13 protein-coding genes are annotated in these 22,564 nt (G+C 47.6%); 11 read left to right on the top strand and 2 right to left on the bottom strand.

Going from position 1 to position 22,564, the window contains the following annotated elements; genetic code table 11:
• Window positions 1–4 precede the first annotated feature (4 nt).
• Genes H5647_RS00185 through H5647_RS00170 form a run of 4 tightly spaced genes read left to right on the top strand, consistent with a single transcriptional unit; the run spans window position 5 to window position 11,113 of the window.
• Entirely contained in the window at window positions 5–922 is a 918-nt protein-coding gene (locus tag H5647_RS00185; RefSeq protein ID WP_045855527.1) for an isochorismatase family protein, read from the top strand.
• Window positions 919–4,086 (top strand): non-ribosomal peptide synthetase, encoded by a 3,168-nt coding sequence (locus H5647_RS00180; protein ID WP_045855526.1) that lies wholly within the window; start codon window positions 919–921, stop codon window positions 4,084–4,086. The genes H5647_RS00185 and H5647_RS00180 overlap by 4 nt, the downstream gene beginning before the upstream one ends.
• Window positions 4,087–4,092: 6 nt before the next feature.
• Window positions 4,093–4,845, top strand: coding sequence for a 2,3-dihydro-2,3-dihydroxybenzoate dehydrogenase (gene dhbA / locus H5647_RS00175; RefSeq protein ID WP_045855525.1), 753 nt, complete (start codon window positions 4,093–4,095; stop codon window positions 4,843–4,845).
• A gap of 25 nt (window positions 4,846–4,870) precedes the next feature.
• Window positions 4,871–11,113, top strand: coding sequence for a non-ribosomal peptide synthetase (locus H5647_RS00170; protein WP_045855524.1), 6,243 nt, complete (start codon window positions 4,871–4,873; stop codon window positions 11,111–11,113).
• Here H5647_RS00170 and H5647_RS00165 read toward each other — a convergent pair.
• Entirely contained in the window at window positions 11,110–11,751 is a 642-nt protein-coding gene (locus tag H5647_RS00165; protein ID WP_162926249.1) for a 4'-phosphopantetheinyl transferase family protein, read from the bottom strand. The genes H5647_RS00170 and H5647_RS00165 overlap by 4 nt on opposite strands.
• 195 nt (window positions 11,752–11,946) lie before the next feature.
• On the opposite strand from H5647_RS00165, the gene H5647_RS00160 reads away from it, so the two are divergent.
• Window positions 11,947–13,227: an MFS transporter gene (locus tag H5647_RS00160; protein WP_045855523.1), complete on the top strand. Its 1,281-nt coding sequence runs from the start codon at window positions 11,947–11,949 to the stop codon at window positions 13,225–13,227.
• Between the two features lie 165 nt (window positions 13,228–13,392).
• Here H5647_RS00160 and H5647_RS00155 read toward each other — a convergent pair whose 3' ends face one another.
• Complete coding sequence (locus tag H5647_RS00155) at window positions 13,393–13,578, bottom strand: hypothetical protein (protein ID WP_162926248.1); 186 nt, start codon at window positions 13,576–13,578, stop codon at window positions 13,393–13,395.
• Window positions 13,579–13,669: 91 nt separating this feature from the next.
• Between H5647_RS00155 and H5647_RS00150 the strand changes: the two genes are divergently transcribed.
• The 6 genes from H5647_RS00150 (at window position 13,670) to cobN (ending at window position 22,498) form a co-directional block, all read left to right on the top strand.
• Window positions 13,670–14,119, top strand: coding sequence for a hypothetical protein (locus tag H5647_RS00150; RefSeq protein WP_045855522.1), 450 nt, complete (start codon window positions 13,670–13,672; stop codon window positions 14,117–14,119).
• A gap of 131 nt (window positions 14,120–14,250) precedes the next feature.
• The gene (locus H5647_RS00145) at window positions 14,251–16,278 is read left to right on the top strand and encodes a TonB-dependent receptor plug domain-containing protein (protein WP_052691768.1); all 2,028 of its coding nucleotides are present in this window, start codon (window positions 14,251–14,253) and stop codon (window positions 16,276–16,278) included.
• A 12-nt stretch (window positions 16,279–16,290) separates the two neighbouring features.
• Window positions 16,291–17,424, top strand: coding sequence for an HmuY family protein (locus H5647_RS00140; RefSeq protein ID WP_045855521.1), 1,134 nt, complete (start codon window positions 16,291–16,293; stop codon window positions 17,422–17,424).
• A gap of 97 nt (window positions 17,425–17,521) precedes the next feature.
• Window positions 17,522–18,091, top strand: coding sequence for a MotA/TolQ/ExbB proton channel family protein (locus H5647_RS00135; protein ID WP_045855520.1), 570 nt, complete (start codon window positions 17,522–17,524; stop codon window positions 18,089–18,091).
• Window positions 18,078–18,383, top strand: coding sequence for a DUF2149 domain-containing protein (locus tag H5647_RS00130; RefSeq protein ID WP_200911614.1), 306 nt, complete (start codon window positions 18,078–18,080; stop codon window positions 18,381–18,383). The genes H5647_RS00135 and H5647_RS00130 overlap by 14 nt, the downstream gene beginning before the upstream one ends.
• 71 nt (window positions 18,384–18,454) lie before the next feature.
• Window positions 18,455–22,498: a cobaltochelatase subunit CobN gene (cobN, locus tag H5647_RS00125; protein WP_045855518.1), complete on the top strand. Its 4,044-nt coding sequence runs from the start codon at window positions 18,455–18,457 to the stop codon at window positions 22,496–22,498.
• Window positions 22,499–22,564 lie beyond the last annotated feature (66 nt).

Raw genomic sequence — 22,564 nt, 5'->3', positions numbered from 1 at the left:
AACTATGACAATACCTGCACTTAATCACTACGCATTACCCAGTGCGCAATCACTCCCTAAAAACAAAGTGAATTGGACGTTAGATCATTCGCGAGCGGTGCTGTTAATTCACGACATGCAAGATTATTTCGTGGATTTTTATGGGACAGACAACCCTTTAATGACGCGTGTAATTGACAACATAAATGCCATCCGTTCGCATTGTGATGAGCGTGGTATTCCCGTGGTGTACACAGCACAGCAACCGGACGAGAATCACAGTAGCCGTGGGTTGTTGAATGACATGTGGGGTGCCGGTATTAATAATCGGCCCGAGCGAACACCTATCGTGTCGTTGTTGGCGCCCAAGGCGAGCGATACTACATTGGTGAAGCATCGCTATAGTGCGTTTCAAAAATCGGATCTTGAAAGTCGCATGCGGCGTTGGGGCAGAGATCAATTAATTATTGTTGGAATCTACGGGCATATCGGTTGCCAGCTCACGGCTGCCGATGCTTTTATGCGTGATATTCAGCCCTTTATGGTTGCAGATGGTATAGCGGATTTCTCCGCTGTACATCATCAAAAGGCCATAGAGTATGTGGCGTCTTGCTGTGGGAAAGTGGTTAGCTGTGACGCGTTAAAGGAAACGCTAACGGCAAAAAAAAGTACTATCGGCAACGCTAAGATGCTTACGCGGAACGATTTATTGAACACTATTCTAGGCTTGATTGATGAGCCGGAAGAAGCGTTCGATTCAAGCGAAAGTCTTATGGACTACGGGTTAGATTCCGTACAAGTCATGGCCTTTATTAGCGAATGGCGTGCAGGTGGAATTGATATTCAATTTACCGACTTAGCGGAAAATACAAGCTTTGATGCATGGTGGGCGTTACTTGAGAAAAAACAGTCCTCCAATACCCTTGAGGGGAGTATTTCGTGAGCGCGTTAACCGCTGCTCAGCGAGGAGTATGGCTGGGTTATTCACTTAGCGAAAACAAAGCCCTGTTTAACACGGCAGAAAGTATTGCGTTTAATGGCCGCATAAACCTAGAGAATTTAAGTGTGGCGGTGAGCCGAGCAGTGATGGAGGCCGAAAGCCTGTATTGCGTATTTCAAACCCATACAGATGGTCGTGTAGAAACAGTACCCGCAGATATGGACGTGCCTATCGTGGTATTGCCCATGCCAGACGGCGTACACGATAGTGAGCAAGAGCAGAGCTGGCTACGTCAGTGGGCACGATCAAACCTAAACAAACCGTTTGATTTGGAAAAAGAATTACCGTGTCGATTTGTAATTTTTCAATCGCAAGAAAGAGATTATCTCTATAGCTGCATTCACCATATTGCCATTGATGGATTTGGTAATAGTCTGGTATTGCAGCGTATAGCTGCAATCTATTCTGCAATGGTGTTGCAGCAAATAGTGCCCGAATGCCCGTATGGGCGCTTGGCTGATGTTATCGAAGAAGAGACACAGCGTTTGGCTTCTGGGCGTTATGCTAAAGCACGAGATTACTGGTTAGACCGATGCAATAATTTCCCCGAGCCGCAATCATTTGCTGACAATACGGCACCTGTTTGTGCGGAGTTTTTACGTGAAACAGGCCAGCCCCAACACGATGATTGGAGCGCATTAACACGCGTGTGCGAGCAACATAAGTTTTCGTGGGCCGATGCCTTTATTGCGTTAATTGCCGCCCACCTGAATATGAATACCGGTCAATATAAGCAAACGTTGGGCATGATGGTGATGAACCGAATGGGTTCTAAATCGTTGCGCGTTCCCTGTATGCAAATGAATATTGTACCCTTATGTTTACAGTTAGAGCCAAGCGATACTTTCGTTGATCTGGCTAGAAAAGTGGCTAAGCAAAAGAAGGCAATGCGTCGCTATCAATCGTATCGCTATGAAGACTTGCGTCGTGAGCTGGCGTGCTATGGTGCCGGCCGGCGATTATTTGGGCCCTTGATTAATATAATGCCCTTCGATCTACCTATGCGCTACCACGATGTTACCGCGACCACACATAACCTAAGTGCAGGGCCTGTTGAAGATTTAACCATCGAAATCCATCAACAGGCGGAGGGTGCACCAGCCATCGATTTTGACGCAAATGCAAACACCTATACACCGCAAAAACTTAAAACGTTACAGCAAGAACTTTTTAAAGTAATGCACCGTTGGGTTAACAATTCTACCCTAACGTTAGAGCAGCTATGTGATATCGAGCTAGCGCAGCAGCGCGAGATGGCCGTGATAACCGCAGAAATAAATCCGGTTAGCCCACGTGTAATTGAGGCTGTTGCTTCATGGTCGACACTACAGCCCAGCGCCATTGCGATAGAAACAATCGCTACTCCAGAAAACGATAAGCAGTGTATTACCTATGCACAATTGGCGCAGGTGGTGCACATTATTACGTTGCAATTAATGCAGCTAGGGTTAAAACCCGGGTGCCGTGTGGGCCTAATGATGGGGCGAGAGCCCAATGCCATTTGTAGCTTTTTAGCCTGCGTACACTTGGGTGTTACGGTGGTACCGTTAGACCCGCTACAGCCGGAGATACGACAGCGTAAGATACTGGAAGACGTAGCGCTTTCACATGTTCTATGTAGCGCAGCGCTACAGCCCATTGCAATGCAGCTGGGTTGTTCAACCGTATTAATCGACATAACGGCTTCACTGTCGTGCACCGATGCCGAGCCGCTACACGTTATAGAGATCGACGAAAAAATCGCTGCTTATATTATGTTTACCTCCGGCTCTACGGGAAAGCCTAAAGGGGTCGAAATATCCCATGCATCGTTAAGGCATTTTTGTTCTGCGGCGCAAACACGGTACGGTTTTAATGAAGGTGATCGTGTATTGCAATTTGCGCCTTTTAATTTCGATGCCTGTATTGAGGAGATATTTGTAACGCTTTCTCAGGGCGCAACGCTCGTTTTACGTAGCGACGCCATGCTGGAATCGATGCACGTTTTCGCTGAAGTTCTACAGCACGAGCGTATTACCGTATTGGATTTACCAACGGCTTTCTGGAATGAATGGGTGACCAGCTTCAAACCACATGCCGAGGCATTGCCGGGTACATTACGGCAGGTCATTATTGGTGGCGAAGCTGTTTTTCCGGAACAGCTTCAAAAATGGCAGCAACAGGTTGAGCGGTCAGGGAACTCGCGAGTCGTTCTGCACAATACTTATGGCCCGACAGAATCCACTGTAGTGGCGTGTTCGGCAGACATAAGTCAGAGCGACACAGCGACACCGGTACCGATTGGGCGCCTATTGCCCGGGCTTCAGGCGCTCGTGGTAGGTGAAAAAGATAAGCCTGCAACCGAAGGTGAATTACTGTTGATGGGGCCAACACTCGCGCGAGGTTATTGCCCGATAGACACTGAGAAGACAATACAACGTGGCAGTGCATTTGATTACCTTCAGGTGGGCGATAAAACGGTACGAGTGTATCGTACGGGAGATCGTGTTCGCATTGACCAGCAACATTTGTTTTACCTTGGGCGAATGGATAACGAATTTAAAATGAGCGGTTATCGTATACAGCCTGCGGAGGTTGAAGCACAGTTGTTAACACTTCCAGAAATTTCGGAAGTCGCCGTACAAGGTGTCATTGTCGATTCCAGCCTGCGGCGATTAGTGGCCTTTATTGGCAGTGCGCACAGCATTGAGCCAAAGGCTATTAAAGCGTCTTTAGCTCAAATATTGCCGGCAGCCATGATTCCGTCCGATTACGTGTTTTACACGAATCTACCCAAAAATAATCGCGGTAAAATAGATCGGAAAGCGTTATTAAGTGGCTACCAACAACAAGGTACAACGCTAGCATTATCAACCGAAACAGAAAATAGTGTAGGGGCCTTATGGCAGCGTATCTTGGGCGTTAATGCTATTCATTCCAGCGATAATTTCTTTGAGCTGGGCGGGCAGTCATTGCAAACTATTCAAATAGTGAACCGAATTAATGCCGATAAAGGGATTAACTGTAAAGTGTCGGATCTATTCGATCGGCCCGTACTCAGTGAGTTTTGCCAATATCTCGACAACACCTTATTGGACGTTGGCGATCACGTTGAAATGGTGTGGTAATTACCTATGACATTTAGGTTTGATCATAAAATTGTATGGGTGACCGGTGCAGGAAGTGGCATTGGGCGTGCAGTAGGCCAACTCTTTCACGCTTTAGGCGCAACGGTTATTGCCATTGATAAAACATTCGCGACCGACGGCGAATTTTCGCAATACGTTACGGTGGATATTTCGCAGCCAGAAAAGGTTGCCGAAACCTGCGATAAGTTGCTGGCAGACCATGGCCGTGTGGATATTTTTGTGAGCGCTGCTGGTATTTTAACACTATCGGACATTGAACATTCGAGCCTTCGCGAATGGGACGATATTATGGCGGTAAATGTGTCGGCACCCTTTTATTTTTATCGGCACATTGCGCCGGTATTTAAACAGCAGAAAACGGGTTGCGTGGTGGCAATAGCCTCTAATGCTGCGCAGGTACCGCGTATGAATATGGCCGCTTATGGCGCATCTAAAGCCGCACTTATTAGTTTAACTCAAACCTTGGGGCTAGAGCTTTCGGCTTATGGTGTGCGATGCAATTGTATTTCTCCCGGCTCCACACGAACGCCAATGCTGCAGCAACTAGGCGATGGGGCAATGGATGAACCAGGTATTATTGAGGGTACTCCCGCTGAGTATAAGCTGGGTATTCCTTTGAAAAAGTTAGCAACGCCCCATGATATTGCCCAATCGGTTTGTTTTCTTGCCTCAGATTATTCTCACCACATCACCTTACAAAATTTAGTAGTTGATGGCGGCGCAACACTCGGTTGCTAACATAAACTTAAATTGGATAAAACCTATGACCGGTGTAATTGCGCTGCTCTCTAATTTCGAACGCCGTGGTATAAAGCTAGCGCTAAATGAAAAAGATCAACTGGTTTCCCATGCACGAAAGACGTTAATGACGAAAGATGTTGTTGAAACCATTACTATAGAAAAAGACCGTATCGTAACGTGTTTAAAGGCTAAAAAAGCATTTGATCAGCCCATAATTGCCAGCAGCGAAAACCATAGCGTATTGTCGTCATCGCAAAGTGGTTTGTGGTTTATCGAGCAGTATGAAACAAATTCGGTTCTTTATAATATGCCGGTACATTTTCGATTGTTCGGCGATATTAATGAAGATGCGCTTCAGTTTGCGCTAACCTGTATTCAAGCAAAACACGGCAGTTTGCGAACACGATTTTACAAAGACCGGCAGGGCGTTGGCTATCAGCAGCTCACGGATGATAGCTCGCTTGTTGTCGCTAAAACGGATTTATCTCGGTTAGATAACCGCGCGCGAAAGGCAGCCTTAAACGATTTACTGCAAAAGACAGTGACAGAGCCATTTGATCTGGAAGTAGGCCAGTTGACACGAGTTCAACTGGTGATGCTTGGCGAACAAGAAGCTGTTTTAATGCTCACACAGCATCATATTGTATCGGATGGTTGGTCCATAAAAACATTATTTTCCGATATAAAATTGGCGTACAGCGCGTATCAAAATAATCAACCTAATCCACTGAAACCTACGGCATTGACTTACCTTGATTATGCTCGTTGGTTTAACACCCCTGCCTTTTTAGATTATCACCAGCAATTCGAAACGTTCTGGGCAGATCGTTTACAATCAATGCCCGATATTCATAGTGTGCCTTTAGATAAACCAAGGCCCGCCAGCGCCGATACCACCGGTGAGCTGGTAACCTCACATTTAGATGCTGAATTATGGGCGCGTTTTAACCAGTTTTGCCGGCGCTCAAACGCCTCCAGTTTTATAGGGTTGCATGCTGTATTTTCGTTGTTGTTGGCGCGTTTAAGTGGCGAACACGATATTGTGATCGGCTCTCCTTTGGCCTATAGAGAACGTGCCGAAATAGAAGAGGTTGTTGGCTTTTTTGTTAACACAATTGTATTGCGTACCGTGTTGCCTTCGCAGCAGGCCTTTGCGGATTATCTCTCAAACGTACGTGAACAAGATCTCGAGGCATTCGATCACCAGTTATATCGGTTTGAATCTTTATCGGAATTGATTGGGGCCGATCGTACAACGGCCGTAAATCCGTTGTTTCAAATAATGCTGGTTTACCAAGCGCGGGTTGATTTTAATGATTTAATTCCTGGGTGCGGCGCAGTAGAAGAGCACTCGAACTTGCTGCCGGCAAAAACAGACCTTTCAGTAAAAGCGACTGAACTCGCTTCCGGTGTAAGGCTTGATTGGTTGTACTGCACCGCGCTTTGGGAAACTGAAACGGTACAACAATATTCCGTGTACTTTGAGCGCTTACTTCGTAGTGTAGTGCAGCGGCCCGAACAGGATATTTGGGCGATTCCTTTATATGCGCAACAGACAGAACAAACCACCGAAAAAATGCTGTTGGCATTACCACAAACGTATACCGGTACTTTGTGCCCCGACCGTATTTTATTGCAACCACCAGCGTCGATTGCCGTGATTGAGGTGGGTGAGCGTATCTGTTATTCAGCGCTGAATGCGCGTGCGAATCAATTGGCTCATAAGTTAATAGCGCTGGGCGCCAAACAGGGCGATGGCATTGGCCTAGTAGCCGATAGGTCTGCGAGTTTTGTGATTGGTATGCTAGCCATATGGCGTGTAGGTGGTGCAACTGTTCCGCTCGATCGACACGCGCCGGCACCGCGACTAACGCAAATGTGTGCCGATGCCGGTATAGCTTTATGCGTAGGTGAAAAGCTTGCAGGGCTGGCTAAAAAAATTCCTTTTATGATAGGCGTTGACGTAGCCATTGAAAATTTCTGGCCAAGTCTTGAAGGCTTTCCTGTTGTACCACCGGTTATCGATATCTCGGCGTCAGATCTTGCGTACATTATATTTACGTCGGGTTCATCCGGCACGCCAAAAGGTGTGATGGTTGAGCACGGTGCTCTTGCCAATTTAATGGATGACCACGCCGCTCGCTTCTCTATCGATTCACGTTCGCGTATGTTTAATTGCATGTCGCTAACGTTTGACGCCGGAAACATGACAACGTTACTGCCGCTGTGTGTGGGCAGTGAATTGGTGTTTGGAGATCCTCAAGTCGATCTACAGCAGCAGTTGCTGAACAGTGAAGCAACGCACACGGTGTTAGCGGTGGCATTGTTGGCGTCGTTAGAGGCGTTCGATGCGCCGCATTTGCGTGTTGTTGGTTTTGGTGGTGAAGCCTGTCCGCCTATTGTGGTTGAGCGATGGGCGAGTAGGGTTACGTTAATTAATTGTTATGGGCCTACCGAATTTACGGTCACCGCTTTGGCCGCCGAGTTGGTTGCGGGCGAGCCAATTACCATTGGGCAATCGGTAAATAATACCCATGCACTCATACTCGATAAAAATTTAAACCTATGTGCACCGGGTATTGCCGGCGAATTATGTCTTGTCGGTTTGGGCATTGCGCGTGGTTATGTTAATCGTGATGATCTTACCGAAAAAGCGTTTATTGATTGGTCGTTTGGGAGCGGACACCGCGTTCGACTTTATCGTACCGGCGATAAAGCGCGTGTGCGCAATAATGGCGATGTCGAATTTATGGGCCGCTTGGACGAGCAAATTAAATTGCGCGGGTACAGAATAGAACCGGGTGAAATTGAAGCGTGTTTATTAAAGTGTTCGCCGGCCATTGCGATGGCGAAAGTACTGTTAGGCGGAGAACTGTCACGCGCACAGCAACTGTTAGCGTATGTCAGCCTTCATCCCAATCACGCTGCACCAAATGCGGATACGTTATTGCTAACACTGGGGCGACAATTACCGGAGTACATGGTACCGGCGCAACTCGTATTTTTACCTGAAATGCCCTTTACCGCTAATGGAAAAATAGATGTTGCGGCGTTACCCGAAGTTGACTGTAACGCAGCTGAGGTGACGGGGCCTGGCACGGCTTTAGAATCGCAAGTATTAAGTGTCTGGCAGTCGATCATGCCTGGCGCCTATGGTGTGGAAGATGATTTTTTTCGTCTTGGTGGTGATTCTATTCTGAGTATTCAGTTGACCTCGCGGCTTCAAAAAGAGGGCCTTCGCTGCACAGTAAAAGATGTTTTCGAGGCAAAAACTGTCCGTCGCTTGTGCCTCACGCTGGATAACGATCGCGCCGCGCCAGAGCTGTTGCGGGAAGAGGGGATTTTAGACGGCGAATTTCTAGCGCATCCCATTCAGCAGTGGTTTTGGGAGCAGCCGTTCGATAAACCGCATCATTGGAACCAAGCCGCATTACTGGCACTGCCCGAAACATTGACGGCCGCACAGTTGCCGGAAATGCTCAAAACATTAATGGACTACCACGATAGTTTGCGCTCGGTTTTTAGTCGTAATGTTCAGCGTTATCAGCAGCAGGCAATGGTGCCGGCGTTAGTGCAGCTTAAGGGGTCGATGGGTGTTGCAGGTGTTCATCACGCGTTAACGGAATTGCACGCGAGCCTAAACCCTGAATGCGGCCACAATATCGCATGGGCGTTAATCGAAGGGCATGGGACGTTACCACGATGTCTATTTTTAGCCATTCACCATCTCGCTATTGATGCGGTGTCGTGGCGTATTATCAGCGAAGATTTCGCCAGTTTATTTCGCCACGAAGTTCTACCAACTAAGGGCACAAGTTATCGGCAATGGGGGCAGGCGTTGGTGCAGTATGCGGAAAAAAATGCGGGCCAATGGAGTTTGTGGGAGGCGCAAACGGCGGGCGTAGATTTTTCGAATCTCGATAAAATGGCCGCAATTGACGGCAAGGCAAGCCACTCCCTATTAACCTTGAGCCGAGAAGAGACGGCGCGTTTGCAAAGTGCAAACGCAGCCTTTAATACGGAAACAAACGAGCTGCTCATGGCCGCGCTAGCGATGAGTATGCAAACGCTAATGCCCGGGCAAGATTCGGTGATTACATTAGAAGGGCATGGCCGAGAATTTATTGATGAAACGCTCGATATTAGCCGTACGCTGGGTTGGTTTACGAGTAGTTTTCCGGTACGCATTGGTTGTGATCCGGCTACATGGGCCACGATTATTTGTGAAGCGAAAGAGCGGTTTAGGCAAATGCCTGACAAGGGTATTGGTTTTAACGCCCTCCGTTACCATCACCCACAAGGCCAAGCGTTAAGTGCATCACCCGTGGTGTTAAATTATTTGGGTGTGCAATCGGCTAGTGGAGAAAACCCGCCTCCGTGGTCCCCCGTAGAAGGGCCGCTAGGCGAAAGTATTAGCGAACAAAATCGACCTTCGGAAATACTGAGTGTGCATGGTGGTATAGCGAACGGTGAATTAAACCTCCGCCAAGTGGGGCGTATGGCGCAAGTGAGCAGCGATGCTTTTATGGCGCAGCTACACGCAGATTTATGCGCGCTTATAAATTACTGTCATGAACGCATTGTGCAGCACGGGCCAACGTCAACACCCAGCGATTACCCTTTATTGTCGGTAAGCCAAGCGCAGTTAGACCGTATAACGACAGCGCATAATATCGAAACGTTATTGGCAGCGAGTTCATTGCAAGAGGCCATGCTTTACCATCAGTTATGCCACCCCTCCGATCAGGCGTACACCTTAATTTCGCCGCTGCATTATCAAACAGCCTTACAGCCCAACCAATATCGTCGTGCGTGGGAGGTTCAGTGCGAGCGCTTTGCTGTACTTCGCAGTAGCTTGTATTGGTCTGTTGACCAACCTAATCATTACGACGAACGCTTCTCGGTATTCCAATTAATTCACCGCGAGGCGAAACCAACATTTACGTTCGTCGATTTAAGTTCTGAGCCACAACAAGATGCTTTTATGGCACAACACCAGCAGCAACTTTTAACACAAGGGTTTGATCTTTCTCAGCCGTGCCCTATGCATATAAGTTGTTTTAAATTGGCTGAACAAGAGTACCGTGTTTTATGGGCATGCCACCACAGCATTATCGATGGTTGGAGTGGGCCGCGATTAATGGCGTCGGTACATGAAGCCTACGCTGCATTAACGGCAGGTGAGGCGTTGGTGCCCTGGCAGGATCATGCGTATATCGACAACAATGAATATGGTGTGCAACAGCGTGATAAGGCTCATGCGTTTTGGTTAGAACAAGGGTTGCAATGCCTTCCCGCAAGTGGCGCGATAGGGCGATTATTTGAGTTAACGGAGCCCGTTGCATTTGAGCAGACAGCGCCTGCCGTTGTGGCTCAGACACTTACCGTTTTACAAACACAGCACGTAGCGGAACGTTGCCGTGATATTGGCATAACGCCTAGTGTGCTTTGTCAATATGCTTGGCACCGTTTAGTGGCTAGCTTACTAGAACAACCTTTTACGCAAATAGGTAATGTGTTAACCGGTCGAGAAAACCCCGTCTCTGGCGTACCAGAGAGTGTTGGTTTGTACATTAATACTTTGCCTATTCACATAGGTTGGGTTTCTACTGCCAGTTTGGAAGAGCGACTTGTTGACATGCAGCAACGCCTGGCGGAAATGAATCAATATGCACATCAGTCGTTGGTCTTATTGGGTAAGGCGGTTGGCGGGCAATTATTTGATAGTTTATTTGTCTTCGAAAATTATCCGCAGCCCGAACCGAATGCAGAGACTACCGTAATTCAGCCTCAATTTGGGGCTGCAATTGAAAAAGTAGGTATTCCCTTAAGTGTTGTAGTGAGTGAGCGAGACCAACAGTTATCGCTACGTTTGGAATTTGATGGTGCGCAATGTGCTTCAGCACGGGCTCAGCATTGCCTTCAACAGTGGAGTGAACAGTTGCTCGCGTTGGTTATTCATCCGCTAACCGAGCCAGATTCGGTGTGCCTTGCGCTACGTGATGCGCGCGTGGAGCAACCGCCTTCTACCCACGTAACAACAACCCGTGAGCCATCGGCTATGTTAGTGCTATGGCAAGACTTACTCGGTAAACCAATAGCCGATGCCACGGTAGATTTACACCTTTTGGGGGTCGACTCCTTACAGCAAATAGCTTTCGCGCAACAGCTTTCGCACAGGTTAAACCGCACCATTTCGGTTGATCTATTGCTTCGACACCCTTCGCCTGCGGCCCTGCAAATGTTTTTATCGTCTGTAGATTAACGTTGTGTGTGTGGCAGTAACACGCGAGTGATCACGGTGTTGTTGGAAGAGAAAAAGAAATCGGCTGTTACACAGTCATGAATGTTGAGAGTGTTACATAGCGTTTGGTTTAAGCGCAGTTGCAGGCGGTGTTCGCGGTGATCAATTTCGATAACGGACACCGCATCGAAATTAAAATAATGGCCAACACTGGAGAAGGCTGCTTTAAAAAAAGCTTCTTTTACGGAAAAGATAAGCGTTACAAATTGTTGATGAGTGCAGGCGTGTGCGGTTAGCAAGCGTTCGCTATCGGTGAGCACTTGATCACCAATACTAGGAAGAAGCGTTGGTTGAAGCAGTTTTTCAATATCAATACCTACACCAACATACTGCGATTGAGGGCATAGAAATGCGGCTGCGATGTCATCTTTATGGGTGATAGAGCCGGTGATACCGTTGGGCCAAAGGGGCTGTCGGTGATCACCAATACCAATGGTTACCGGTGAATACCCTAACGTTATTAATGCCGATCTTGCGCAATAGCGACCGGCCAAAAATTCTGCTCGGCGCTTGGGCACGGCACGTTTAAGGGAGCCTGGTAACGTTAGGCCGTAGGTGGCGTAATCGGTATCGCAATAGTGCGCATCTTCGAAGGTCACGCTAAAAAAGCAGCTTTCGTTTGGCTCGTGCCACGGGTTTAACGCAGTTTGGTGGGAAAGAAACACACAATAGACCATAGAAAGAGGGGCGGAAGGATAGCCAAGTTTATCGCAACCGATTTATGGATAACAGTTTTATCAAGTTTGAGTAAGTGCTTATTCAGTGGCACCTGCGACTAGGAGACAGTCAATACAATGCAATCATTACCGAAGCAAGCATTACCAAAACAAGCGTTGTGGCTTGCGTTATTAATTAACATGATTTCAACCGGTACGTTAATGATGGTGATGCCCATGGGCCCCGATTTCGTTATCGACCTAGGAATGGCGCCTGACCATATTGGGTATTTAGCGGGCGGTGCCACCTTTGGGGCGGCACTGTTTGGATTTTTATTGGCGCCAAGTTTGGATGGCTTTAACAAAAAATGGGCGTTAATTGCGTTCTTTTCGGGCAAGTTTAGCGTGCTCCTCGCGTGTGCGTGGGCGGCATCGTCGGAACAACTTATTATGCTCTATATACTTTCAAGTTGTTTTGGTGGGCCTGCTACCGGTTTATTACTAGCGTCAATCATCGATATTACCGCCCCTGAACAGCGTGGTAGAGCCATTGCTATGGTTGCCAGTGGTTTTTCGTTAGCGGCTATTTTTTCTGTGCCGTTAGGTTTACTGCTGTCCCAATGGCTTTCGTGGCGAGGGAGTTTTATCTGTTTTGCGAGTATTGGTTTGGTCTTAATGTTAGCGGTTGCATGGGGGTTTCCCTCTTTACCGCGTGCACCTGTGCGCAAAGCACCTTGGGAGAATATGCGGCATTTAATGGCGAACATAGCGGTACGTTGGGCTATGGCATTTGCCTTTGTACAAATGTTTGGGCACTTCTTTCTTATTCCTCATCTTTCGAGTTATTTCCAATTTAATGTGGGGTTCGCGCGCAGCGAAATTCCGCTGCTGTACTTTGTAGGAGGGCTTTGCAGTTTAGGGGCATTACACGTTGCAGGGCGAAAGGTCGATAAAGGTGAGGGCATGCGTTTGTTTGGTTGGACGACGGGTGCGGTGTGTGTTGCGGCAGTGCTAGGTTTTGGTGTTTTCAGTGGTGTTGAGGTGTTGTCGGTCTCTGCGCTGTATATCGGGTTTGCGTTGTTTATGGCTGCGAGCTCAGCGCGTACGAATATTGCTTCGGCAATGCTATCTAAAATCCCATCCCCGCAGCAGCGCGGTGCGTTTTCGGCCATACAAGGCGCTTTAGGGAATAGCGCGGCCGGTATTGCTTCGATGTTGTCGGTTGTTGTACTGACCGAGAATAACGCGGGCCAATTGAGCGGTTTCCCAGTGCTTTTGGGGGTTATGTGTGTGTGTTCAATGTTACTTCTGTATTTGCTAAGGCAAGCGTTGCGGGTTAGGCGTGATGCTTCGCCGGCTCAAGGGCACGACATCTTACAAACGCCTATAGGTTCGAAAATAGATAAAGTTGCACTCTAGTAGGCCGTAACTCTGAGGGGCTATGGCGGTGCAATGCCGTGTATGGAGGCCCCTCTATGCTGATATGCCTTGCTGAAGAGGCAAAGGCTATTCGAACGACGCGAGCTATTGCATCGAGTGAGGGGTTAGGTTGTCTCGAAGGGTTTGTTTCGGGCCTTTAAAATATTACACGTTAGGTGTGTGATTAAGTCGTTTGACTGTTAGCGATAACAGTAACGACTTAAGCCAGTACTTGCTCGTTCTATCGGTACAGTGAAATTCGACAACACTTAATTGCTGCGTGTCTAGCAGTCGCTGCAAGCATTTCTTTTCAATCGTCACAGATACCCGTTCATTCATTGGTGTGCTCATTGCGCCCCTCCGGTTTTTGAATACTGAGGTTGTATTGTTGAATCATTTTAACGATAATGATTCTCATTATCAATAATGGTTTGGAGGATTTATGCAGTACTTGTGCGCTCGTCATCAAAAGGTCTTGTTGGGTGATCGTCAACAGGCCGCGTCCCTATGGCAGGGAGCAATGAGTAACGGAGGCGTTGCGCGGCGAGATGGCAATCTTACGTTGGCACGGTCGTTTTACGGCACGGCGTTTGAAATTGCTTTGCTTCACGTCCATCAGCAGGGGTCGGGCGACCGAGTATTTGATCGCAACAAGCTGATATCGGCTGGCTTGTGCTTGGGGGAGGTGCTTCGTGTGCTACAGCTGTGGAGTGAAGCGGATGGTTGTCATCGATTATTAAGAGACTATTTGATGATCGTAATCGGCGATGAATCCCTGCCTGAAAAGGATCGTCAGCAAGCCATCGATGTATTGAATAGCCTTCGTCAGCCCACTTCTGAAAATGACTTTAACGCCATTTGCGCAGGATCAATGTCGACAGTAATGCATTAAGATACAATTGCGCATCTTAATGATAACCGTTATCATTCTTGTTAATGGTTGATTTTAGTGTCAAATTGACGATTCATTCACTGGCTAGACACGCTGGCCAGTTATGACGGTTACATTATTGGGGGTATTGAGTGGTTAATAGAGTGTGGTCTGGTGCGAGATCAATTTGGATTGCGGCTGTTCTTGGTGGCACTGTGTGTGCGCTCCCATTGTTTGTGAGTGCGGAGGGTTTACGTCCGCCAGAGCCCCTCGAAGAAATGGTCGTGACAGGTAGCCGAACACCCAAAAATCTCGTTGATTCAGCGGTGAGCGTGACCGTTACAGATGGCGAAACGATTCGACAGGCCTCACAAACCACGGTGGCACAAGCGTTAAATGTAGTGCCCGGCGTTGTGGTGAAGCGCAGTGTAAAAGACGGTTACAACGTTTATATGCAAGGCTTTGATGGCGATCGTGTGTTGGTGCTTGTGGATGGTCAGCCGCTTATTAGCCCGTCTGGCGCGGCGGTCGATTTGGATCAGGTGAGCGTCGCGGATATAGAGCGTATTGAAATTGTACGTGGCGCAGGTTCTGTATTGTACGGTTCATCGGCCATGGGCGGTGTAATTAATATTATTACGCGTCAACAAGATGGCACCCAGCTAAGCCTTAACAGCGAAGCGGCCCGGTACAGTGCCGATGCGCGAGAGGAGCAACTTCCAGCACAGCAGCACAGGGTAAAAGGTGCATTTCGAGCGGGCCGGTGGTTTGGTTCGGCGCAGGTTCAATGGATAGATGACCCCGGTTTTGACTACGATGTGGAAACGGTCGCTCAAGATGCAGCAGCGCTAGAAAAACTATTTAGCCGCATTGCAATGGGGCGTGAATTCGATGTTATAAAAGCGGAGTACCGTTTCCAACAGTTCGAAGAAGATAAAGTGCGAGACAGTCTGACGGTCCCGGGGCAAAGTAGTGTTGTTTTTTATCAATCACATGTCGAACAAATTCAGCATGATCTTCGCATTCAAAGCACGCTTAATCGTGCCGAAAAAACATTAGCCGGTCAGTGGCAAATTAATAGCCGGGTTATCGAACATAACGAAATTAGTGGTAACTCTAACAGCCTGCGTGATAGTCATATCACCTTGGCAGAGATGGATGCGCAAAGTGTTTGGTCTACACCGAAAGCTGAATGGGTTGCGGGTGTTGTGGTTCACCAAGATACCCTGCATCAGGAAAAGTTGCCGGTAAGCGCTGGGCATGTTGGAGCAGTAGAAATTGACGATGCATTGCGTAATAGCGTTGAAAGTTTTGCGCAAGTGAGTTGGTTAAACCCAAAAAATGAATGGGTAGCGGGTGTGCGGGCGCAAAACGATAGTGATTTTGGCTGGCACAGTGCGGTGAGAGCGAGCGGATTAAAAACCATTGAATTGAGTGACACTCAAGAGCTGCAATGGCGATTAGGCGCAGGCCAGAGTTATCGCGTGCCAACATTAAAAGAGCGTCTGTACGTGTTTGATCACAGCAACTTGGGCTACATAGTACTGGGCAACGCCGCGCTAAAACCCGAAACAGCCTTATCGTTTAACAATACATTAACGTGGGGCGGCCATTTTGATGAGTACCGTAAAAATCTGAGCGTTGAGTTAAGCGGACATTATTCAGCGGCCGAAAATCTGATCGAAACGTCCTATCACGCTAACGCGTCGGCGGGCGCGGGGTTACAAATTTATAATTATCAAAATGTAGAAAAAGCTATTCTTCAAGGCGTCGATTTATCGACAACCTATAAACAAAATCATGTAACTCTTCAGCTCAATTACAGCTATCTCGATGCTCGAAATGGCGATGGTCAACGTCTACAAGAAAGACCTTATCACCAGATAAAAGCTAATGCAGGTTACCGCTACACGCCGTGGCAATTGGATGCTCTGCTTTACGTTGTTCACGAGCGAGATGAGCAAGTACCCGCCGATATTCTTAGCGTTGAACAAAACAGCTGGACAGCGTGGAATATAAATTTCAGCCAGTCTATAGGTGACCACTTTACGTGGCGTACCGGTGTAGACAATCTATTTAACCAACATAAAAATCCTGCCGCTGAGCGCAATCATTTATTTGATTTGCGTCCTGTGTCTAGCCGTAAGATTTTTATCAGTATTCAGTTCGATCTAATTTAAATTGAGGACAGTATGAACACTTATAAATTAATACTATTAACGTGCAGCACCTTAACATTAATTGCCTGCGGTGGTTCAGGCAGTAATATTGATACGAGTGTGACGCCCACACTAGCACCCACACCCGTACCAACGGTAGAGCCAACACCAGAACCCGGTGCAATAGTGGGCCCGTATTCAACCGGAACAACCGCTGAATCACATTATGTTTATTTCGACCTGGACACCGGTGAAGCACTCACGCTCACAGAGGAAGAAGCTGCTGCTAGTGACGATTGGGATTTTTCCTTTAAACGGACCAATGTGCAATTAAATGGCGCGGCAACAACGCCTGTTGTGGGTTACTTTACGGGCAATAATGCTGAATTTTGGGGCGATGACGGCCTGCCGGTTGTTGATCAGTTTGTGGCGGCCACCGCAGAATCTGAACTCAATGATTTTACCGCTGTAACTGCAGCAGATATTCCAGCAGACGATCAGTTTTCAACGGATACGGAAGCACTTATTGTTGGTTCCGAATTTTATAATTATAACTACGAAACGCATGCGGTGAGTGCGGCGGAAACACACTACTTTATTGTTCAGTCCGACGGTAATTTTAGCAAAATCCGCGCTAAATCGTTAACCACCGCCGGGTACACCATTGCGAGCCTTACGCTGGGAGTAGCATTGCAAGATGTAGCCGCTGGCGATGAAAGCTTTATGGCGGAAGTAGACGTTATGGTCGATACCGCTGCCTGTACGAATGATATTTTTATCGATGCCGAATCTCAAAGCGTGGTGACCGAAAACGATGCGTGGGATATTCAATTACCTTGCGTGACGGTAGCGGAAAATACCGGCGCGGATTTTGAAATAAATATTGCCGACGATGCGAGTGCAATTCGGGATTTTGATAATGCCTATACGGGAATACCTGTTGCGTCTGCGGCGTACTATGGTTTTGAATCCAATGTTAAGCAGGTACGATTTTTCGATGCTCATTCTTGGTATGCCTACAATCTACAAAGCGGCCATCAGCTGTGGTCACAATACGGTGTTTACCTCATAAAAACGGCCACCGCCACTTACAAAATTCAAATTACAAGTTATTACGATGCAGAGGGTAATTCAGGGAATTACAGTTTCCGTTTCGCAGTACTTTGATGTGTGGACGAAGGGTTCCTTTGCAGTAGATGGAACCTTTTATTTGGGTTGCCTCCGTTAGCCCCGGGGGCAACCGTTTTTTACAAGGTTTATTTCGATGATTCGTTCTTTAGAAAATCTGATGTATCAGATGTCCGACTTTTTTCTTGCGCCTGTACTCGTATTGCTGGCTGTTTTGTTTGCCTATAGCTTATTTGTACTGGGCGTATTTTTCGCCACCGCTTGGCAGCGCTCACGTAATGCTGAGAAAATTCAGTGTTTACCCCGGCTGAACAAAGAGGATTGCGCACACGTTGCGGGCTATCCCCTTGCGCAAGCGTGGTTGAGTAATCGAACAATTAGCCAAGATGAGCTTGATGTGGCCGCCCTCAAAGAGTTGGAAGGCGTGCGTATGGTTAGCCGTATAGCCCCTATGTTGGGGCTTATTGCAACCATGGTACCCATGGGGCCAGCGTTGAAAAGCTTAGCAAACGGGAACGTTCAAGGTATTAGTGACAATCTTATTGTGGCATTTTCGGCGGTAATATTTGGGCTTGTTATCGCTACGATTACGTTTTGGATAGCAACCATTAAAAAACGTTGGTTAGCGATGGAGCTAGTTCACTTGAATACGCTTAACCAGCGACACGAAACACCCGCAGGGGAGGATATTCGTGAGGCTGCTTGATGAAGATGAAGCCAGTAACCCAGCGCTGTCGGTGATTAATTTAGTTGATGTGTTTTTAGTGTTGGTGGCAGCATTATTAATTGCGATTGCGCAAAATCCATTAAACCCGTTTATGGATGAAAATGTAACCGTCATTAAAAATGCGGGCCAGCCGAACATGGAGGTCATGATCAAAAAAGGCGAAACAATTGAAACCTACCAAAGTAGTGGCCAAATTGGCGCGGGGGAGGGAGTTAAAGCCGGTGTGGCCTATAAAATGGCCGATGGCTCAATTGTCTATGTTCCTGAATAGTCGTTTTGCTTTCGTTTAAAACCTGTGTTGCGGTAAATCTGAAATTTAATAAGTTATAGTTGAGATAGATAATGACGAGCTTGATAAAAGTTGTGGCCAATATTGGGTGGGTAATGGGGTTGGTACTATTATCTTCTTGGAGTATGGCTGACGAGAAAATATTGTTCGTGAGCGGTTCCCATAGTAACAAATCAAAAGTAACGATATTAAAGGATCTCGCGAAAAGCCAAAATATTATTATTGAACAAATGGCCGAAAGCGCGTTAGGCGAAAAAGAAGACGTGAAACGTTTTTTAGAAAACTATGATTTAACCGTTTTCGATACGGTCTCGGAGCGCAGTACGCGGTCGACATTTTTAAAGTACGCGCCCATTGTACAGCAGGCGTCAACCAAAATAGTGGCCGTTCGTGCACCTAGTTTAGGCGAACTTCGTGCGAATATGAGCGAACAGCAGGCTAAAACGTTATTCGATTATTACGATAATGGCGGAGTCGAAAATTTTAATCGCTTGGTGCAGTACCTTCGTCATGCTTTGTTTGATAACCGTGATATCGCCCTTGAGCCGCCCATAATATTCCCCGCGCAAGGTATTTATCATCCTCAGTATAGCCAGCTTATTTTTGATGGGCGCGCGGCGTATGATCAATGGTTGGCCGAATCGACAGACGAATCGACAAAGCAAGCTGATGAAAAAGGTATTCGTATTGGTGTGATGTTGCAGCGCGCGCTTATCGAAAGTGCGCAAACAGAGGTGGTGGACGCAACCATCGCGTTATTGGAAGCGCGTGGTATAAACGTTGTGCCGTTCTACTTTGAGTTAAGCCCTCGCTCCAAGGACTATTCTGCACTGCTGCAAGACAATGGCGTTACCACTGTTGATGCTATTATTAATTTTAGGTCCATTCACTGGGCCAACAAGCGGAAAGCGGAGTTTGAAAAACTCGGTGTACCCGTCATGCAGGCACTTACCTACTACGATGGTGATCAGCAAGCATGGGAAGAGAGTAAGCAAGGTATCTCCGCAGGAATGATGGCTTTCACACTGGTATTGCCGGAAACCGCAGGCGTTATAGACCCTGTTATTGTGGCTGCAATTGACCAAACCACGCATAGAGCAACAGCGATAGACTATCAGCTAGAGCACCTTGTGAGCCGTGCCATTAATTATGCTGCTTTGGCGCACCTTCCTAATAAAGATAAAAAACTGACGGTACTGTTTTGGGGGGATCGCGACATGGGCGCATCGTTTCTGAATATACCTGAAAGCTTGCGTACAGTCGGGACCGCACTGAATAAAGCGGGTTACAACATTGAGGCAAGGCCCGGCGAATTTTATATTGAACGCGTGAACAAAGTGCTCGATCCGTTTTACCGTGAATACGAACTGGATAAATTATTAGAACAAGATCTTGCTGAACTATTCCCAGTTGCGCGTTATCAGGATTGGTTAGCGACTCTGCCCGCAGGAACAACTACGCCCATAACTGAATTTTGGGGTGAGCCCGACGATAATTTTATGGTGGTAGAACGGGCAGGCGAAAAATATTTTGTTATACCCCGTATTCGTAATGGCAATATGCTCATTATGCGCCAGCCGCCACGAGGCGACGATGCAGAACAGGAACAAGGCCTGTTTCATAAAACAACAATTCCAATGAATCATTATTACCTGGCCGCGTATTTTTATGCGCGTGAGGTGTGGGGAAGTGATGCGTTTATCCATTTGGGCACACATGGCTCACAAGAATACTTGCCGGGTAAAGAGCGTGGTCTGTCTCGTTACGATGGCGGTAATTTAGCCGTGGGCGATGTACCCGTGATGTATCCCTTCATCGTGGATGATGTCGGTGAAGCTATGCAAACCAAACGTCGCGGTAGCGCTGTTGTGGTAAGCCATATGACGCCGCCATATGCGGCGGCCGGTTTGCAGGGGGTCACTGCCGATATTCATGCATTAATGCATGAATATAAATCGATGGACGAGGGCGCGGTTAAACAAAAAACCGGCGACAACATTACCTCGGTCTGTATTGAAAAAGATTTGTGTAAAGATATTGGTTGGACGCTCGAGGCTATTCAGGCCGATTTTGAGGGTTTTTTAGCGGTACTGCATACCTATCTTGGCGAACTCGCGGCTGAAAATCAGCCACTGGGTTTACATAGTTTCGGAGAATTACCGGAGGTGCGATTACAGGCTAGTACGTTAGGGCAAATGTTAGGTCGTGAATTTACCGCGTTGGCTGCGGAATATGAAGCGGAACATTACGCCCCTGATAAACACGAACACCTCGACGAAACTCACGGCGAACATGCGCACGGAAGTGATGTTGCGGTTGACGAAGATGATGCACACCATGCGTTTTTTCAAAATTCCGAAACACCCGTGGAGCGGTTGCCAGGTTACCGTGTGGTCACAGATTTTGTAATGACAAATAGTGATATTTCCCCTTTGCCCGAAGCGCTGCAAACACACGTGTTAAAAGGCCGTGAGTATTTTGCCAACATGCAAAGTATTCAGGAGTTGCCCAATACCTTGCGTGGGCTGTCGGGTGGGTATATTGCGGTTAAGACCGGCGGCGACCCGGTGAGGCACCCGGACTCATTGCCTACCGGTTTGAACCTTTATGGTTTTGACCCTTCACGCTTACCTACGCGAGCAGCTTTCGATCAGGGCAAAGTGTTGGTCGAACAGGCGATTAATGATTATCGCGAACAACATGGAGAATTCCCCGACAAATTGGCATTTTCGTTGTGGTCGATAGAGGCCATGCGTCATTACGGTGTATTGGAAAGTCAGGCGTTATACGCCATGGGCGTTAAGCCGGTATGGAGCGACGATGGACGAGTCGTCGATACCGAAATAATTCCGGCGAGTGAGCTTGGGCGGCCACGTGTGGATGTGGTGCTATCTGCAACAGGGTTGTATAGGGATGCGTTCCCTAATGTAATGCAGCGTCTGGCTAATGCCATTAAGCAAGTGGCTGAATTAAAAGAAGCTGGCAATTCACTGTGGGATAACAGCCAAACGATTAAAGCGCAGTTAATGGAAGAGGGCGTGGACGTAGCTGAAGCGCAATATCTTTCAACGGTACGCATTTTTTCAAATGCATCGGGCGATTATGGAAGTGGTGTTGATGGTCCTATTTTTGAGAGTGAAAGCTGGGAAACCGATGCTGTAATTGCCGACACTTACCTTAGTAAAATGGGCTACTACTTTGGCGCCGATAGCGATCGTTGGGGCAGGCAAATGGAAGGCTTATACGGCAAACAACTCTCCGGTACAGACATAGCCCTGTTTTCTCGATCGTCAAATTTATATGGCATGATCACTTCAGATGACCCGTTTGAATACTTCGGCTCCCTTGCTTTAGCGGTTCGCAATCTTGATGGTAAAAGCCCAGAAATGTTGATCAGTAATTTGCGTGATGCGAAAAACAGTAAACTTGAAAGTGCCGCTAAATTTATGGCGAAGGAATTACGTAGCCGTAACTTTAATTCACGCTGGATTGAGGAAATGCAAAAAGAGGGATATAGCGGCGCCGTCACTATGGCTTCAAATCTCGCCAATTTTTGGGGTTGGCAAGTGGTTGACCCCAATGTTGTGCGTGATGATCAATGGCAAGATTTCTTCGAGATTTATGTAGAAGACCGACTTGAACTCGATATGGACACGTTCTTTGAACAGTCGAACCCAGCAGCGCAAGCGCAAATGATCGAAACACTTTTGGAATCGACGCGCAAAGAATATTGGGACGCGAGTGATGCCACAGTAGAGGTGCTAATTGAACGCTATCAAACCTTGGTCAACCGCTACGATCTGGTTGTCGACAATGACAAACTACGTGAGTTTGTAGGTGAAAAGGCTGCAGGCTTTGGCTTGAGCGTATCACTGCCTGCACCTGAGGCGCCGGCTAAGTCGGTTCCCCCTGTTCAGGCCGAGCAAATGCAGCAGATACAAGGCCAGCAGTTGCAGAAAGTTGAACCCACAAGCGAGGCCTCGGAGCCCGATAACACCCTCTGGTGGGTTGCGCTGGTGTGTTGTTTGTTGATGATAGGCGGTATGGGCTGGCAGGCGATTCCTCGTCGAGGCGTTGCCGCAAAAGGGCTCTCTTGAATGGCGGCCTTGGCTAATAACCGATAAGGGGTGCTCTGCTTGCTTTTTTAGATGCTGTTCAGTGCT

This window comes from Teredinibacter purpureus (genome assembly GCF_014217335.1).
In the GTDB taxonomy this organism is placed as follows: Bacteria; Pseudomonadota; Gammaproteobacteria; order Pseudomonadales; family Cellvibrionaceae; genus Teredinibacter; species Teredinibacter purpureus.
Note: the sequence above shows the minus strand (reverse complement) of the source record. Positions and strands in the feature narration are given on the sequence as shown.

Coding starts and splice junctions, on each gene's coding strand:
- H5647_RS00185 (WP_045855527.1), top strand. CDS start 5: ATGACAATACCTGCACTTAATCACTACGCATTACCCAGTGCGCAATCA.
- dhbA (WP_045855525.1), top strand. CDS start 4,093: ATGACATTTAGGTTTGATCATAAAATTGTATGGGTGACCGGTGCAGGA.
- H5647_RS00170 (WP_045855524.1), top strand. CDS start 4,871: ATGACCGGTGTAATTGCGCTGCTCTCTAATTTCGAACGCCGTGGTATA.
- H5647_RS00160 (WP_045855523.1), top strand. CDS start 11,947: ATGCAATCATTACCGAAGCAAGCATTACCAAAACAAGCGTTGTGGCTT.
- H5647_RS00155 (WP_162926248.1), bottom strand. CDS start 13,578: ATGAGCACACCAATGAATGAACGGGTATCTGTGACGATTGAAAAGAAA.
- H5647_RS00150 (WP_045855522.1), top strand. CDS start 13,670: ATGCAGTACTTGTGCGCTCGTCATCAAAAGGTCTTGTTGGGTGATCGT.
- H5647_RS00140 (WP_045855521.1), top strand. CDS start 16,291: ATGAACACTTATAAATTAATACTATTAACGTGCAGCACCTTAACATTA.
- H5647_RS00135 (WP_045855520.1), top strand. CDS start 17,522: ATGATTCGTTCTTTAGAAAATCTGATGTATCAGATGTCCGACTTTTTT.
- cobN (WP_045855518.1), top strand. CDS start 18,455: ATGACGAGCTTGATAAAAGTTGTGGCCAATATTGGGTGGGTAATGGGG.